Annotated in this window: 13 protein-coding genes; all 13 read left to right on the forward strand. The window is 64.7% G+C overall.

The genetic code is table 11. From position 1 onward, the window contains the following. The first annotated feature begins 14 nt into the window (after positions 1–14). The 13 genes from GNX71_RS15590 to GNX71_RS15650 all read left to right on the forward strand — a co-directional run bounded on the left by GNX71_RS15590 (position 15) and on the right by GNX71_RS15650 (position 16,070). The gene (locus GNX71_RS15590; protein WP_206179132.1) at positions 15–1,658 is read left to right on the forward strand and encodes a 3-(methylthio)propionyl-CoA ligase; all 1,644 of its coding nucleotides are present in this window, start codon (positions 15–17) and stop codon (positions 1,656–1,658) included. 146 nt (positions 1,659–1,804) lie between these two features. Next, a complete protein-coding gene (locus GNX71_RS15595) occupies positions 1,805–3,034 on the forward strand; it encodes a branched-chain amino acid ABC transporter substrate-binding protein (protein WP_206179133.1) in 1,230 nt (409 codons plus the stop codon). 365 nt (positions 3,035–3,399) lie between these two features. Next, complete coding sequence (locus GNX71_RS15600) at positions 3,400–4,644, forward strand: branched-chain amino acid ABC transporter substrate-binding protein (protein ID WP_206179134.1); 1,245 nt, start codon at positions 3,400–3,402, stop codon at positions 4,642–4,644. 71 nt (positions 4,645–4,715) lie between these two features. Further along, positions 4,716–5,669, forward strand: coding sequence for a branched-chain amino acid ABC transporter permease (locus tag GNX71_RS15605; protein WP_206179135.1), 954 nt, complete (start codon positions 4,716–4,718; stop codon positions 5,667–5,669). A 4-nt stretch (positions 5,670–5,673) separates the two neighbouring features. Continuing rightward, a complete protein-coding gene (locus GNX71_RS15610; RefSeq protein WP_206179136.1) occupies positions 5,674–6,978 on the forward strand; it encodes a branched-chain amino acid ABC transporter permease in 1,305 nt (434 codons plus the stop codon). After that, complete coding sequence (locus GNX71_RS15615) at positions 6,979–7,755, forward strand: ABC transporter ATP-binding protein (RefSeq protein ID WP_206179137.1); 777 nt, start codon at positions 6,979–6,981, stop codon at positions 7,753–7,755. An 84-nt stretch (positions 7,756–7,839) separates the two neighbouring features. Continuing rightward, the gene (locus GNX71_RS15620; protein WP_042581647.1) at positions 7,840–8,535 is read left to right on the forward strand and encodes an ABC transporter ATP-binding protein; all 696 of its coding nucleotides are present in this window, start codon (positions 7,840–7,842) and stop codon (positions 8,533–8,535) included. Positions 8,536–8,683: 148 nt separating this feature from the next. Further along, positions 8,684–10,789: a 3-hydroxyacyl-CoA dehydrogenase NAD-binding domain-containing protein gene (locus tag GNX71_RS15625; protein WP_206179138.1), complete on the forward strand. Its 2,106-nt coding sequence runs from the start codon at positions 8,684–8,686 to the stop codon at positions 10,787–10,789. A 25-nt stretch (positions 10,790–10,814) separates the two neighbouring features. Continuing rightward, entirely contained in the window at positions 10,815–12,290 is a 1,476-nt protein-coding gene (locus GNX71_RS15630) for a M20 family peptidase (protein WP_206179139.1), read from the forward strand. 40 nt (positions 12,291–12,330) lie between these two features. Then, the gene (locus GNX71_RS15635; RefSeq protein WP_206179140.1) at positions 12,331–13,506 is read left to right on the forward strand and encodes an acetyl-CoA C-acyltransferase; all 1,176 of its coding nucleotides are present in this window, start codon (positions 12,331–12,333) and stop codon (positions 13,504–13,506) included. Positions 13,507–13,508: 2 nt separating this feature from the next. Beyond that, a complete protein-coding gene (locus tag GNX71_RS15640) occupies positions 13,509–13,958 on the forward strand; it encodes a PaaI family thioesterase (RefSeq protein ID WP_206179141.1) in 450 nt (149 codons plus the stop codon). A 16-nt stretch (positions 13,959–13,974) separates the two neighbouring features. Next, positions 13,975–15,831, forward strand: a complete 1,857-nt coding sequence (locus GNX71_RS15645; RefSeq protein WP_206179142.1) for an acyl-CoA dehydrogenase — start codon at positions 13,975–13,977, stop codon at positions 15,829–15,831. A gap of 2 nt (positions 15,832–15,833) precedes the next feature. Then, complete coding sequence (locus GNX71_RS15650; protein ID WP_206179143.1) at positions 15,834–16,070, forward strand: hypothetical protein; 237 nt, start codon at positions 15,834–15,836, stop codon at positions 16,068–16,070. The last annotated feature ends 12 nt before the right edge of the window (positions 16,071–16,082 follow it).

The raw sequence follows: 16,082 nt of genomic DNA on the forward strand, positions 1-16,082 counted from the left end.
CAAGGAGCCTGTAGATGCTGGGTTTGATGCAAGACCAACCGCTTTTGATCTCGTCGCTGATCGAGTTCGTCGAGCGCCACAACGGCGACGGCGAGATCGTCTCGCGCCGGGTCGAAGGCGATATTCACCGCACCACATGGAGCGGGATCGCATCGCGTGCCCGGCAGGTGGCCAATGCGCTCGATGGCGAGCAGTTGCTCTTCAGCGACCGCATCGCCACGCTGGCCTGGAACGGCTACCGCCACCTGGAGCTGTACTACGGCGTGAGCGGCAGCGGCCGCGTGCTGCACACCATCAACCCGCGCCTGCACCCCGACCAGATCGCCTGGATCGCCAACCACGCCGAAGACCAGATCCTGTGCTTCGACCTCACGTTCCTGCCGCTGGTGCAGGCGGTGCACGCCAAGTGCCCCACGATCCGGAAATGGATTGCACTGTGTGATGCCGACAAGCTGCCGGCCGACAGCGGCATCCCCAACCTTGTGAGCTACGAAGGCTGGATGGGCGCGCAGTCGAACGAATACGACTGGCCCAGCTTCGACGAGAACTCGGCCTCGAGCATGTGCTACACGAGCGGCACCACGGGCAACCCGAAGGCCGCGCTCTACAGCCACCGCTCGACCATGCTGCACGCCTACGCCGCCGCCTTGCCCGACGTCATGCGCCTGTCGGCGCGCGATTCGGTGCTGCCGGTGGTGCCGATGTTCCACGTCAATGCCTGGGGCATTCCGTACTCGGCCGCTCTTGTGGGCTGCAAGCTCGTGTTCCCCGGCCCGGCGCTCGACGGCAAGTCGGTGTTCGAGCTGATCGAGTCCGAAGGCGTGACCTTCGCGGCTGGCGTGCCCACCGTGTGGCAGATGATGCTCGGCCACATGCAGGCCGGCGACCTGAAGTTCAGCAAGCTCAACCGCACCGTCATCGGCGGCTCGGCCTGCCCGCCGGCCATGATCACGGCGTTCCAGGAGAAGTTCAACGTCGAGGTGCTGCATGCCTGGGGCATGACCGAGATGAGCCCGCTCGGCACGCTCTGCACGCTCAAGAACAAGCATGAGTCACTGTCGCCCGAGGCGCGGTTGCAGATCCGCATGAAGCAGGGCCGCGCGATCTTCGGCGTCGACATGAAGATCGTCGACGGCGACGGCAACGAGCTGCCCTGGGACGGCAAGGCCTACGGCGACCTGCTGGTCAAAGGCCCCTGGATCGTGAAGGAATACTTCAAGGGCGAGGGCGGCGATCCGCTCATTCCCGATGCGCAGGGCCGCGGCTGGTTTCCCACCGGCGACGTCGCCACCATCGATGCCGAGGGCTACCTGCAGATCACCGACCGCAGCAAGGACGTGATCAAGTCCGGCGGCGAGTGGATCAGCTCGATCGAGATCGAGAACATCGCCGTCGCGCACCCGGCTGTCGCCATGGCCGCCTGCATCGGCGTGTTCCATCCGAAGTGGGACGAGCGGCCGATCATCGCGGTGGTGAAGAAGCCCGGCGCCGAAGTCTCGCGCGAGGAGCTCCTGAAGTTCTACGAGGGCAAGACCGCCAAGTGGCAGATCCCCGACGACGTGGTCTTTGTCGAGGCCATCCCGATCGGCGCCACCGGAAAGATCCTGAAGACCAAGCTGCGCGAACTGCTCAAGGACTACAAGCTGCCAACGCTCTGACAGCCCCCGAACCTCCGCACTGTCGCGCATGCGATAGGAAGACCGCTTCGGCGGGCTTCCTTCCGGGCAATCCCTGTGCGTGGAAAAAAGGGGCACTTGTACGCTGGCATCCCGCCTCATACCGCCTTTCATCCAGGAGACTCTTCATGCAATTTGCTCTCAAGTCAGTCGCTGCCTGTGCCCTGTTGGTGAGCGTGACCGCCGCCTTTGCCCAGAAGGGCGAGACGGTCAAGATCGCCTGGCTCGATCCGCTGTCGGGCCTGATGGCCGCGGTGGGCACCAACCAGCTCAAGACCACGCAGTTCCTGGCCGAGGAGTTCAACAAGAAGAACGCGTCGGGCGTGAAGTTCGAGATCATCGCCATCGACAACAAGCTGAGCCCGCAGGAAACCACCGCCGCGCTGCGTTCGGCGCAGGACCAGGGCGCGCGCTACATCACCCAGGGCAACGGCTCGGGCCCGGCGCTCGCGATCATCGACGCCATCGAGAAGAACAACGCGCGCAATCCGGGCAAGGAACTGCTCTACCTGAACTACGCGGCGGTCGACCCCGACCTCACCAACAGCAAGTGCAGCTACTGGCACTTCCGCCTGGACGCTGACACCTCCATGAAGATGGAGGCGCTCACCACCTGGATGAAGGACCAGGCCGACATCAAGAAGGTCTACATCCTCGGGCAGAACTACGCGCACGGCGTGCAGGTGTCCAAGTACGCCAAGGAAGACCTGAAGGTCAAGCGCCCCGACATCCAGATCGTGGGCGACGACCTGCACCCGCTCGCGCAGGTGCGCGACTTCGCACCGTACATCGCCAAGATCAAGGCCTCGGGCGCCGACACGGTCATCACCGGCAACTGGGGTTCCGACCTCTCGCTGCTCATCAAGGCGGCGAACGACTCGGGGCTGGACGTCAAGTTCCTCACCTACTACGCACCGGGCGCCGGCACGCCCACGGCCATGGGCGCCACCTCGGCCGGCAAGGTCTACACGGTGGCCTATGCCCACTACAACATGGGCGGCGAGATCCAGAAGCTGCTCGCCGGCTACAAGAAGAAGATGAACGACGACCTCACGCAGTCGTCGATCTATCACACGTTCGCGCTGCTCGATGCCGCCTTCGTCCAGACCAAGTCGACGGACCCCGTCAAGGTCGCGGCCGCGCTCGAAGGCATGAAGATCAAGAGCTTCAACGGCGAGGTCGAGATGCGCAAGGCCGACCACCAGTTGCAGCAGGGCCTCTACATCTCGCGCTGGGAGAAGGCGAGCGCCAAGTATCCCTACGACGCCGAGAACACCGGCTACACCAACGTCCCCGTGAAGTACTACGAGTCGTATGTGGCGAGCACGCCCACGACCTGCCAGATGAAGCGCCCTTAGTACGCCGACCCGGAGATTTCGAAACACGAAAGCGCGTCTTCACCCCGATGGCGGCGTTGCAAATCCTCGCGATACCTACGGGTATCGCTGCGGTTTGCGCCTTGCCCTCGGCGCGAATCCATCGCTTTCGCCATGTTTCGAAATCGCCGGGACGGCGTACCAAGCGTCTTTGTAAACGCATTTCCTACCCGTTGGTAGCAATGATCTACCGCCGGGTAGCAATTGGAGAAATGCGCTGTCGCCTGCGCGATAGAAACGGGCCTTCGCGGCCACCCCCTTACGGGCATTCCCTGAGGGGAGGGGCTGTGAACGCTTGTACGCTCGTGCAAGGCTTTTTGATTCGGTTTGACCAGGAGAAATAGATCGTGAAGTTCGCTCTGAAAATCGCTACCGCAGCCATCCTTGCCGCGAGTGCCACCGGCGCTCTGGCCCAGAAGGGTGAAACCGTCAAGATCGCATGGCTCGACCCGCTCTCGGGTCTCATGGCCGCGGTGGGAACCAACCAGCTCAAGACCTTCCAGTTCCTGGCCGAAGAATTCAACAAGAAGAACGTGGCCGGCGTGAAGTTCGAAGTCATCGGCATCGACAACAAGCTCAGCCCCCAGGAAACCACCAGCGCACTGCGCTCGGCCATGGACCAGGGCGCACGCTACGTGGTGCAGGGCAACGGCTCGGGCCCCGCGCTCGCCATCATCGATGCGCTCGAAAAGCACAACGCCCGCAACCCGGGCAAGGAAGTGCTCTACATCAACTATGCGGCGGTCGATCCCGACCTCACCAACAGCAAGTGCAGCTACTGGCACTTCCGCCTCGATGCCGACACCTCGATGAAGATGGAGGCGCTCACCACCTTCATGAAGGACCAGACCGACATCAAGAAGGTCTACCTCATCAACCAGAACTACTCGCACGGCCAGCAGGTCTCCAAGTACGCCAAGGACAACCTGAAGAGCAAGCGCCCCGACGTGGAGATCGTCGGCGACGACCTGCACCCGCTCGCCCAGGTGCGCGACTTCGCACCGTACATCGCCAAGATCAAGGCCTCGGGCGCCGACACGGTCATCACCGGCAACTGGGGCTCCGACCTGGCGCTTCTGATCAAGTCGGCCAACGACGCGGGTCTGAACGTCAAGTTCTACACCTACTACGCGGTGACCAACGGCACGCCGACCGCCATGGGCGCGGCCTCGGACGGCAAGGTCTACCAGGTGGGCTACAGCCACTACAACGCACCGGGCCCGGTGCAGCCGCTGATGGGCGAGTTCAAGAAGCGCTTCAACGACGACATGTACACCACCGACATCTACACGGTGTACGCGATGCTGAGCGAGGCGTTCGTGCGCACCAAGTCGACCGAGCCGGTGAAGGTTGCGGCCGCGATGGAAGGCATGAAGTTCAAGAGCTTCAACGGCGATGTCGAGATGCGCAAGGCCGATCACCAGCTGCAGCAGGGCCTGTGGATCACGCGCTGGCAGAAGGCCGACGCCAAGAACCCGTACAGCCCGGAGAACACCGGCTATACGCTGGCCCCGGTGAAGTACTACGAGCCCTACGTCTCGAGCACCCCGACGACGTGCCAGATGAAGCGACCCGGCGCAGCGGCTTCCTGATCTCCGTCTAGCTGGTCGAGGCCCGACTTCAACACTCGGGCCTCTTTCTTTTTCACGCATCCGAAAGACCGATGAACGTCGAATTCTTCGTCATCTCGCTGCTCAACGGCGTCAGCTACGGCCTGCTGTTGTTCATGCTGAGCTCTGGCCTTACGCTGATCTTCAGCATGATGGGCGTGCTCAACTTCGCGCACGCGAGCTTCTACATGCTCGGCGCCTACATCGCGTACACGCTGTCGGGCATCGTGGGCTTCTGGCCGGCGCTGTTCCTTGCGCCGCTGCTGGTGGGCCTGCTGGGCGCAGCGTTCGAGCGCTACAGCCTGCGCCGGGTCCACAAGTTCGGCCATGTGCCCGAACTGCTGGTGACCTTCGGCCTCTCGTACCTCATCCTCGAGCTGGTGCAGCTGGCCTGGGGCCGCTCCACCGTGCCCTACGGCCTGCCGACGCAACTGCAGGGCCCGCTGTTCTCGCTCTACGGCACGCAGTTCCCGAAGTCGCGCTCCTTCATCATGCTGGTGGCGGTGCTGATGCTGATCTCGGTGTGGCTGCTGCTCACGCGCACCCGCATCGGCCTGGTGATCCAGGCGGCGCTCAAGCACCCCGACATGGTCGAGGCGCTGGGCCACAACGTGCCGCGCGTGTTCATGCTGGTGTTCGGCGGCGGCGCCGCGCTTGCGGGCCTCGCGGGCGTGATCGGCGGCAACACCTACGTCACCGAACCCGCCATGGCCGGTTCGGTCGGCACCATCATCTTCGTGGTGGTGGTGGTCGGCGGCATGGGTTCACTGGCCGGTGCGTTCCTCGCGTCGCTCTTGATCGGGATCATCCAGACCTTCGCGGTCGCGATGGACCAGTCGCTGGCCACGGGCCTGCGCGCCATCGGCATGACGGTGACCGACCAGACCTTCGGCTACGAGCTGCTCAAGCTCACGATCTCGCAGGTCGCGCCGATCCTGCCATACCTGTTCCTGGTGCTGATCCTCATCTTCCGGCCCAAGGGTCTTCTTGGAACCCGGGAGGACTGACCCCATGACCACTGCAACCACACAGTACTACCGCTTCAAGCCCTGGAACATCGGGCGCTACCTGATCTGGACGCTGTTCGCCGTCGTGCTGATCATTTCGCCGCTGCTGTTCAAGAGCAGCCTGGCGCTCACGATGCTCTCGCAGATGGGCTACCTCATCATCATCTGCCTGAGCTACAACATCCTCTTGGGGCAGGGCGGCATGCTGAGCTTCGGCCATGCGGTGTACGTCGGCCTGGGCTCGTTCCTGGCGATCCATGCGATGAACATGGGGAGCAAGGGCGGCGTGCAGATCCCGCTGGTGCTGATCCCGCTGGTGGGCGGCCTGGCCGGCATGTTCTTCGCAATCCTGCTGGGGTTCGTGACCACCAAGAAGTCGGGCACCACCTTCGCGATGATCACCATGGGCATCGGCGAGCTGGTGGCCTCGATGGCGCTGATGTTCCCGAGCTTCTTCGGCGGCGAGGGCGGCATCACCACCGACCGCGTGTACGGCCCGACCTTCTTCGGCTTCAACTTCGGTTCTCAGATCCAGGTGTACTACCTGATCGCCGCGTACTGCTTCGTCTGCACCGCGCTGATGTATGCCTTCACCGGCACGCCGCTCGGCCGCATGCTGAACGCGGTGCGCGACAACCCGGAGCGCGTCGAATTCATCGGCTACAACACGCAGCGCGTGCGCTACTTCGCGTTCATCATCGCGGGCTTCTTCGCCGGCATCGGCGGCGGGCTGGCCTCGATCAACTTCGAGATCGTGAACGCGGCCGACAGCCTCAACGCGGTTCGCTCGGGCGGCTATCTGCTGTTCACCTTCCTGGGTGGCGCGGTGTTCTTCTTCGGGCCGATCATCGGCGCGGTGCTGCTGGTGTTCGCATCGATCCTGCTGTCCGAACTCTCCAAGGCCTGGCAGCTGTACTTTGGCCTGGTGTTCGTGTTCATGGTGATGTTCGCCCCCGGCGGCATCGCGAGCCTGATCATGATGAACCTGCGGGTGGCCAAGTTCGGCAAGTTCAACCGCTTCTGGTGGCTGTACCTTGCGCTCGCGGTGGCACTGGTTCCGGTCGTCGTCGGCGCGGCAGCGCTCATCGAGATGATCTATCACATCCAGCTCAACGCGGCGATGGGCCCGACGCTGAACTTCTTCGGTGTGGCGCTCAACACCGCGGGTGTCGGCAGCTGGCTCGGCGCGGCGGTGATCCTGGCTATTGGCCTCGGTGCGCTGGAAGTGGCACGGCGCCGCTTCGTGCGCGTGTGGGGCCATGCCCAAGAAGAAATCGAAGCAGAAATCAAACGTCGGGAGGCGGCGTAAATGAGCGCGCAATACGCACTGGAACTGAAGGCGCTGCGCAAGAATTTCGGCAAGACCGAAATCATTCGCGGCGTGGACCTGGCGGTGAACGCCGGCGAACGCGTGGCCATCATCGGCCCGAACGGAGCGGGCAAGTCGACGCTGTTCAACCTGATCAGCGGCCGCCTTACGCCCACCAGCGGCGAGGTGCTGCTGAACGGCGAGCGCATCGACGGCAAGAAGCCCTACGAGATCAACCGGCTGGGGCTCTCCCGCAGCTTCCAGATCACGAACATCTTCCCCAAGCTGAGCGTGTTCGAGAACCTGCGCTGCGGCGTGCTGTGGAGCCTGGGCTACAAGTACACCTTCCTGCGCTTTCTCTCGAACCTCGACGACGCCAACGCGCGCACCGAAGAGCTCATCAAGCAGATCGGCCTGGAGCGCAAGCGCGACGTGCATGCGGTGAACCTCACCTATGCCGAGCAGCGCGCGCTGGAAATCGGCGTGACGATCGCGGGCGGCTCGGGCGTGATCCTGCTGGACGAACCCACGGCCGGCATGAGCAAGACCGAAACCTCGCACTTCATCTCTCTCATCAAGCAGGTCACGGTCGGCAAGACGCTGCTGACGGTGGAGCACGACATGGGCGTGGTCTTCGGCCTCGCCGACAAGATCGCGGTGGTGGTGTATGGCGAAGTGATCGCCTTCGACACGCCCGCCGCCGTTCGCGCGAATGCGCGCGTGCAGGAGGCGTATCTCGGGTCCTCGGTGGCCGACGCACAGGGGGCGGGACACTGATGCCCCCACATTCATCACTTCGTGTATTCATTGCCCCCCGAGGGGGCGAGGTCTCCCTTGGGGCGGCCCGGCGGGAAACCTGACATGCTGAAGCTTCACGACATCCACGCCTACTACGGCAAGAGCCATGTGCTGCATGGCGTTTCGTTCGACGTCGGCCCCGGTGAAATCGTCGCGCTGCTGGGCCGCAACGGCTCGGGCCGCTCGACCACCGCCAAGGCCATCATGGGCCTGGTGCATGCCGAGGGCACGCTGCGCTGGAAGGACCAGGACATCCTGCGCAAGAAGGCCTACGAGATCGCCCATCTGGGCATCGGCTACGTGCCCGAGAACCGCGACATCTTTCCCAAGCTCACGGTGCACCAGAACCTGCTCCTGGGACAGAAGGGCACGGGCAAGGGGAGCCGCTGGCAGTTCGACGACATGTACAACATGTTCCCGCGCCTGAAGGAGCGCCAGCACACCGAAGCGGGCGTGCTCTCGGGTGGCGAGCAGCAGATGCTCACGCTGTGCCGCACGCTGATGGGCGACCCGGACCTGATCATCATCGACGAGCCCACCGAAGGCCTTGCGCCCAAGATCGTCGAGCTGGTGGGGCAGTACCTGCGCACGCTCAAGGACAAGGGCATCTCGGTGCTGCTGATCGAGCAGAAGCTCACCATCGCGATGCAGATCTCCGACCGCGCGCTCGTGATGGGCCACGGCAGCATCGTGTTCGACGGCACGCCCGATAGCCTCCGCGCCGATGCCACCACTCGCAAAGAGTGGCTGGAAGTTTGATACTTCGGGGGATTCGGACGACGCTCCGGATCCCCATGTCTCGACAGCGACTGCATGCCATTGTTGCGTCGCGACAAAAGCCTAGAATCTTCCGAAAAAGAACACTCGTGCTTTTTCTTCTTTTTCTTCACACACCAAGGAACGCAGCATGACGGCTGAATACAAAGTGCTCGGCGATGTCGCCGTGATCACACTGACCAACCCTCCGGTCAACGGTCTCGGTTTCTCGACCCGCATCGGCATCACCGATGGTCTGGCCGAGGCCAATGCCGATGACGCCGTCAGGGCCATCGTCATCACCGGCGCCGGCAAGGCGTTCTCCGGCGGTGCAGACATCAAGGAATTCGGCACGCCCAAGGCGCTGCAAGAGCCCAACCTGCTGAGCGTGATCCTCACGCTCGAAGCCTCCCCCAAGCCCATCGTCGCAGCCATCCATTCCGTGTGCATGGGCGGCGGCCTCGAGCTGGCCCTGGGCTGCCACTACCGCGTGGCCGCTCCCGGCACCAGCGTGGCACTGCCCGAAGTGAAGCTGGGCCTCCTGCCCGGTGCCGGCGGCACGCAGCGCCTGCCGCGCGTGATCGGTGTGGAAACCGCGCTCAACATGATCGTGAGCGGCGAGCCCGTGAAGAGCGAACTGCTCGCGAGCCTGCCGGGCCAGAAGCTGTTCGACAAGCTCGCTGCTTCGGCCGAGTCGGTGTTCGACGAAGCCGTGGCCTTCGCCAAGAGCGTCGCCGGCAAGACCGGTGAAGCGCTGCCGCTGGTGCGCAACCTGCCGTGCAAGCACCCGCAAGGCGATGCCTACTTCCAGTTCACCAAGAACATGGTGGGCGGCATGTCCAAGAACTACCCCGCGCCGCTCAAGTGCATCGACGCCGTGCAGGCTGCGACGAAGTTGAAGTTCGACGAAGGCATGGCCGAAGAGCGCCGCCTCTTCACCGCGCTGATGTTCACGCCCGAATCGCTGGCGCTGCGCCACCTGTTCATGGCCGAGCGCGCCGCCTCCAAGATTCCCGACGTGCCCGAAGACACGCCCAAGCGCGAGATCAAGGCCGTGGGTGTGATCGGCGCCGGCACCATGGGCGGCGGCATCTCGATGAACTTCCTGAACGCGGGCATCCCCGTCAAGATTCTCGAGATGAAGCAGGAGGCGCTCGACCGCGGCGTCGCCACCATCAAGAAGAACTACGAAGCCCAGGTCAAGAAGGGCAAGCTCAAGCAGGACAAGTACGAGCAGCGCATGGCGCTCCTGAGCACCACGCTGAGCTACGACGACCTGAAGGACGCGGACCTCATCATCGAAGCGGTGTTCGAGGAAATCGGCGTCAAGGAAAAGGTCTTCAAGGAGCTCGACCGTGTGGCCAAGAAGGGCGCGATCCTGGCCTCCAACACCTCCACGCTCGACGTCGACAAGATCGCCTCGTTCACCGAGCGTCCGCAGGACGTGGTCGGCATGCACTTCTTCAGCCCGGCCAACGTGATGAAGCTGCTCGAAGTGGTGCGCGGCAAGGCCACTGCCAAGGACGTGCTCGCCACGGTCATGGCCATCGGCAAGAAGATCAAGAAGACCTCGGTGGTCTCGGGCGTGTGCGACGGCTTCATCGGCAACCGCATGATCGAGCAGTACTCGCGTCAGGCCGGCTTCCTGCTCGATGAAGGCGCGACGCCGCAGCAAGTGGACAAGGCCGTCGAGAAGTTCGGCTTTGCCATGGGCCCGTTCCGCATGGGCGACTTGGCCGGCAACGACATCGGCTGGGCCATTCGCAAGCGCCGCGCCACCGAGCGCGCCGACATGAAGTACAGCCGCACGGCCGACAAGCTCTGCGAACTGGGCCGCTTCGGCCAGAAGACCGGGGCAGGGTGGTACGACTACCAGGCCGGCAAGCGCGATGCGATTCCTTCGGAACTCGTCAACAAGATGATCGAGGACCACCGCAAGGAACTGGGCATCACGCCGCGCAAGATCTCCGACGAAGAGATCGTGCAACGCCTGGTGTATGCGCTCGTCAACGAAGGCGCGCACATCCTGGAAGACGGCATCGCCTCGAAGTCCGGCGACATCGACATGGTGTACCTCACGGGCTACGGCTTCCCGATCTGGCGCGGCGGCCCGATGCACTACGCATCGCAGGTGGGCCTCTACAACGTGGCCGAGTCGATGAAGCGCTTTGCGAAGAACCCGCGCGACGACGCCGAGTTCTGGCAGCCCGCGCCGCTGATTCAGAAGCTGGTGGCCGAAGGCAAGTCCTTCAGCTGAGACTGAACCGGGATCAAGACCGCCCATGTTGAAACGCATCTTCCTCGGGCTGCTGCTGGCAATCCTGTTGCTGGTGGCCGCCGTGGCGGTCAAGACCTGGACCACGCCATCTCAGCAACTGGCGGTGGCGCCCGCACCCAAGCTGGACATCGACCTGCAGGCAGCCGCCAAGCGGCTCTCGACGGCGATCACGTTCCGCACGGTGTCGGGCCTCGACGACCCGGCCGCCAACGCGGCCGAGTTCGACAAGCTGCATGCTTATCTCGCACAGCAGTACCCGAAGGTCCACGCCACCCTCAAGAAGGAAGTGGTGGGCAACAAGGCGCTGCTCTACACATGGGCCGGCACCGATCCGTCGGCCAAGCCGATCGCGCTGATGGCGCACCAGGACATGGTGCCCATCGCCCCTGGCACCGAAAAGGCCTGGACGGTCGACCCGTTCGCCGGCGAGATCAAGGACGGCTTCGTCTGGGGCCGCGGCACGCTCGATAACAAGAGCAATCTTTTCGCGCAGATGGAAGCCATCGAGCTGCTCATCGGCACCGGCTTCAAGCCGAAGCAGACCGTCTACCTCGTGATGGGCGACGACGAGGAGGTGAGCGGCCTGCGCGGTGCGCTGCCCATTGCCGAGCTGCTCAAGTCGCGCAATGTGCGCCTCGATTGGGTGCTCGACGAAGGCCTGCTGGTGCTCGACGGCGTGCTCCCTGGACTCTCGAAGCCCGCGGCGCTGATCGGCTTGGCCGAGAAGGGCTACGGCACCTTCTTCCTTTCGCTCGACACGGCCCCCGGCCACTCGTCGATGCCGCCGCAGCACAGCGCCATCGGCAGCATGAGCGCGGCCCTCGCGCGGCTCGAAGCCAACCCGATGCCCGGCGGCATTCAGGGCGTGGCGGGCCAGATGTTCGGCGCGCTGGCACCCGAGATGAGCGGCGTCAACCGCGTGATGCTCTCCAACCTGTGGCTCACCGAGCCGCTGGTGCGCGGCCAGCTCGAGAAGAGCCCGAGCAGCAACGCCATGCTGCGCACCACCACCGCGCTCACCATCGTGCGCGCCGGCAACAAGGACAACGTGCTGCCCGGCCGCGCCGAGGCGGCCGTGAACTTCCGCATCCTGCCGGGCGACACCATCGCGAGCGTCGAGGCGCACCTGCGCAAGTCGCTGGCGAACGACGACATCAAGATCAAGCAGTACCCCGGCAACTCCGAGCCGTCGCCCGTGTCGCCGACCGACAGCACCGGCTACCGCGCGATCCAGCAGGCCGTGCGCCAGACCTTCCCCGACGCCGTCGTGGCCCCGGGCCTGATGACGGCAGCGACCGACTCGCGCCACTTCAGCCTCGTGAGCGACGCCGTCTTCCGCTTCTCGCCGTTCCGGGTGAAGGGCGAAGACCTCGCGCGCTTCCACGGCAACAACGAACGCCTGGCCATCTCCAACTACGGCGAGATGATCGGCTTCTATCACCAGCTCCTGAGCAACACCAACGCTGCTCCGGCGCAATGACGACAACTTCTTTTCCCTTCCATCTTCAAAGGACCTCACCATGACCAGCGCCGTCATTGTTTCCACCGCCCGCACGCCGCTCGCGAAGAGCTGGAAGGGTGCCTTCAACATGACGCACGGTGCCACGCTCGGCGGCCACGCCGTTCAGCACGCCATCTCGCGCGCCGGCATCGAAGCCGCCGAAGTCGATGACGTCATCATGGGTTGCGCCACGCCCGAAGGCGCCACCGGCTCCAACATCGCACGCCAGATCGCGCTGCGCGCCGGCTGCCCGGTCACCACCTCGGGCATGACGATCAACCGCTTCTGCTCCTCGGGCCTGCAGACCATCGCCACCGCCGCGCAACGCATCATCGCGGGCGAAGGCGACGTGTACGTGGCCGGCGGTGTCGAGAGCATCTCGTGCGTGCAGAACGAAGCCAACAAGCACATGCTGGCCGACCCGTGGCTCGTGAAGCACAAGCCCGAGATCTACTGGAACATGCTGCAGACGGCCGAGCAGGTCGCCAAGCGCTACAACATCGGCCGCGACGCGATGGACGAATACGGCGCAGCGAGCCAGCAAAAGGCCACCGCAGCACTCGAAGCCGGCCGCTTCAAGGACGAAATCGCACCGATCACCGTGCTGGCCGGCGTGGCCGACCCGGTGCTGGGCTTGCGTACCAAGGAAGTCACCATCGAGAACGATGAAGGCATCCGCGCCGGCACCACCAAGGAAGGCATCAGCGGCATTCGCTCGGCCATTCCCGGCGGGCTGATCTCGGCGGGCAATGCCAGCCAGTTCTCGGACGGCGGCGGCGCCTGCGTGGTGGTCGACGAGAAGTACGCCCAGCAAAAGGGCCTGAAGCCCCTCGGCCGTTTCCTCGGCTTTGCCGTGGCCGGCTGCGAGCCTGACGAAATGGGCATCGGCCCGGTCTTCGCCATCCCGAAGGTGCTCAAGCGCCTGGGCCTCACGGTCAACGACATCGACCTGTGGGAGCTGAACGAAGCCTTCGCGGTGCAGGTGATCTACTGCCGCGACAAGCTCGGCATCCCGGGCGACCGCCTGAACGTGGACGGCGGCGCCATCGCCGTGGGCCACCCCTACGGCGTGAGCGGCCAGCGCCTGACGGGCCACGCGCTCATCGAAGGCAAGCGTCGCGGCGCGAAGAAGGTGCTGGTCACGATGTGCATCGGCGGCGGCATGGGTGCCGCGGGCGTCTTCGAGGTGTTGTAAGCATGTCGGGCGGTGACAACCAGGTCTCGCCCGAAGCCCTCCTGGCGATGGGGCGGGGCGTCTTGGCCTCGCAGCCCTTCAGCGTGCTGATCGGTGCGGAAATGCATGCACTGTCGCCAGGAAGCGTCGACCTCCAGCTGCCGCTCACCGCGCAGCTCAAGCAGCAGAACGGTTTCGCCCACGGCGGCATCGTGAGCTACATGGCCGACAACGCGCTGACCTTTGCCGGCGGCACCGCATTGCGCGTGCCGGTGGTGACCTCCGAATTCAAGATCAACTACGTGCGGCCGGCCGTCGGCGATCGCCTGATCGCGCGCGCCAAGGCCGTTCACACCGGCAGCTCGCAAGCCGTCTGCACCTGCGAGATCTTCGCGGTGACCGGCGGCGTCGAAAAGCTCTGCGCACTCGCGCAGGGCACCATCGCGAAATTGCCCGAATCCTCGAAGAAGTAGCAAGAAGAGACACCCCATGAGCTTGCGTCCCACCCTCGATTTCCTGCTCTACGACTGGCTCGATGCCGAGTCGCTCAACCAGAGCGAGCGCTTCGCCGACCATTCGCGCGAGACCTTCGATGCAGTGCTCGACACCTGCGAGCGCATCGCGCGCGAAAAATACGCGCCGTTCAACCGCACGGTCGACACGCAGGAGCCGCATTTCGACGGCGAGAAAGTCATCCTGCCGAAGGCCACACACGATGCGCACAAGGCCTTCGTCGAGTCGGGAATGATGAGCGCCGCGCAGGACTACGACATCGGCGGCATGCAGCTGCCCTACACGCTGTCGGCCGCGGCCAACAGCTTCTTCGCGATGGCCTCGGTGAGCATCGGCTCCAACATGCTCACCAGTGGCAACGCCAACCTGCTGATGGTGCACGGCACCGAGATGCAGAAAGAGGTGTTCGCCAAGAACGAGTTCGCGGGCCGCTGGGCGGGCACCATGTGCCTGTCGGAGCCGCAGGCCGGCTCGTCGCTGAGCGACGTGGCCACGCGCGCGGTGCCCGACGGCGCGGACTTTCAAAACGATCCGCTCGGCCCACGCTACCGCCTCACCGGCAACAAGATGTGGATCTCGTCCGGCGACCACGAGCTGACCGAGAACATCGTGCACATCGTGCTCGCCAAGATCCCCGATGAAAACGGCAAGCTGGTGCCGGGCACGCGCGGCATCTCGCTGTTCATCGTGCCCAAGTGCATGGTCAACACCAAGGGCGAGCTGACCGGCGCGCGCAACGACGTGGCGCTGGCGGGCCTGAACCACAAGCTGGGCTGGCGCGGCACGACCAACACGCTCTTGAACTTCGGCGAGGGCAAGTACCCGGTCGATGGCAAGGCGGGCGCGGTGGGCTACCTCGTCGGCGCGCCCGGCAAGGGCCTGCACTGCATGTTCCACATGATGAACGAGGCCCGCATCGGCGTGGGCACGGCTGCGACCATGCTCGGCATGGCGGGTTACTACGCCTCGCTGGAGTACGCGAAGGGCCGGCCGCAGGGCCGCCTCGTGAAGAAGCCCGAAGCCGGCGCAGGCAGCCAGGTGACGAAGGATTCCGCGAGCCCGCAGGTGCGCATCATCGAACACGCCGACGTGCGCCGCATGCTGCTCGCGCAGAAGGCGTACTGCGAGGGCGCGCTGGCGCTGGAGCTGTACTGCGCCCGGCTGGTCGACACGCAGAAGACCGGCGACGCACAGGCCGCCGACGACGCGCGCCTGCTGCTCGAGGTGCTCACGCCCATCGCCAAGAGCTGGCCCAGCGAGTGGTGCCTGGAAGCCAATTCGCTTGCGATCCAGGTGCACGGCGGCTACGGCTACACGCGCGACTTTCCAGTGGAGCAGTACTGGCGCGACAACCGCCTGAACATGATTCACGAAGGCACCCACGGCATCCAGGCGGCCGACCTGCTGGGCCGCAAGGTGTTGATGGAAAAGGGCCGCGGCCTGCAATTGCTGGCCGGCCGCATCACCGAGACCATCGGCCGCACGGCCAAGGTGCCCGCGCTCGCGGCGCATGCCAAGGCGCTGGGCGCGGCGCTGCAGCGCATCGGCAGTGCGACCGAAGCGGCCTGGTCCACCGGCGACCCGGCCGACGCGCTGGCCAACGCCGTGCCGTACATGCAGGCCTTCGGCCACACGGTGCTGGCCTGGCTCTGGCTGGACGTGGCGCGGCGGGCCCTGGAAATCGACGCAGAAAAGGCGAGGGCGGTAACAGCTGGCAAGATCGGCGCCACGGACTATTTCTTCCACTACGAGCTGCCGAAAATCGGCGCCTGGCTCAATGTGGTCGAGAGCCGTGACCCGACCTGTACCGCTTTGCCCGAGGACGCTTTCTGACAATGGCCAACGCCGCCCCCAACACTCCCACCCCCGTCAAACCCCCGAAGCCGCACGCCCGGCTCGAGAAGTGGATCTGGATCCTGATCTACGGCGGCCTGTTCCTGGTGATCCTGGGCATCGCCACGGGCCGCACCGACCCCGCGCTCGGCTGGTCGATGGCCGTGCCCGGCGGCGTGGTCGCGCTGGTGGGCGTCGTGCTCATCTACGTGCGCTCGCGCCTGAACGACAAGAAGTGAGCAGGGAAGAAG

Source organism: Variovorax sp. RKNM96 (genome assembly GCF_017161115.1).
Taxonomy (GTDB): Bacteria; Pseudomonadota; Gammaproteobacteria; order Burkholderiales; family Burkholderiaceae_C; genus Variovorax.

Bases quoted from the DNA above. Each gene is read 5' to 3' on its own strand.
- GNX71_RS15590 (WP_206179132.1), top strand. From the start codon at position 15: ATGCTGGGTTTGATGCAAGACCAACCGCTTTTGATCTCGTCGCTGATC.
- GNX71_RS15595 (WP_206179133.1), top strand. From the start codon at position 1,805: ATGCAATTTGCTCTCAAGTCAGTCGCTGCCTGTGCCCTGTTGGTGAGC.
- GNX71_RS15605 (WP_206179135.1), top strand. From the start codon at position 4,716: ATGAACGTCGAATTCTTCGTCATCTCGCTGCTCAACGGCGTCAGCTAC.
- GNX71_RS15610 (WP_206179136.1), top strand. From the start codon at position 5,674: ATGACCACTGCAACCACACAGTACTACCGCTTCAAGCCCTGGAACATC.
- GNX71_RS15615 (WP_206179137.1), top strand. From the start codon at position 6,979: ATGAGCGCGCAATACGCACTGGAACTGAAGGCGCTGCGCAAGAATTTC.
- GNX71_RS15620 (WP_042581647.1), top strand. From the start codon at position 7,840: ATGCTGAAGCTTCACGACATCCACGCCTACTACGGCAAGAGCCATGTG.
- GNX71_RS15625 (WP_206179138.1), top strand. From the start codon at position 8,684: ATGACGGCTGAATACAAAGTGCTCGGCGATGTCGCCGTGATCACACTG.
- GNX71_RS15630 (WP_206179139.1), top strand. From the start codon at position 10,815: ATGTTGAAACGCATCTTCCTCGGGCTGCTGCTGGCAATCCTGTTGCTG.
- GNX71_RS15635 (WP_206179140.1), top strand. From the start codon at position 12,331: ATGACCAGCGCCGTCATTGTTTCCACCGCCCGCACGCCGCTCGCGAAG.
- GNX71_RS15640 (WP_206179141.1), top strand. From the start codon at position 13,509: ATGTCGGGCGGTGACAACCAGGTCTCGCCCGAAGCCCTCCTGGCGATG.
- GNX71_RS15645 (WP_206179142.1), top strand. From the start codon at position 13,975: ATGAGCTTGCGTCCCACCCTCGATTTCCTGCTCTACGACTGGCTCGAT.
- GNX71_RS15650 (WP_206179143.1), top strand. From the start codon at position 15,834: ATGGCCAACGCCGCCCCCAACACTCCCACCCCCGTCAAACCCCCGAAG.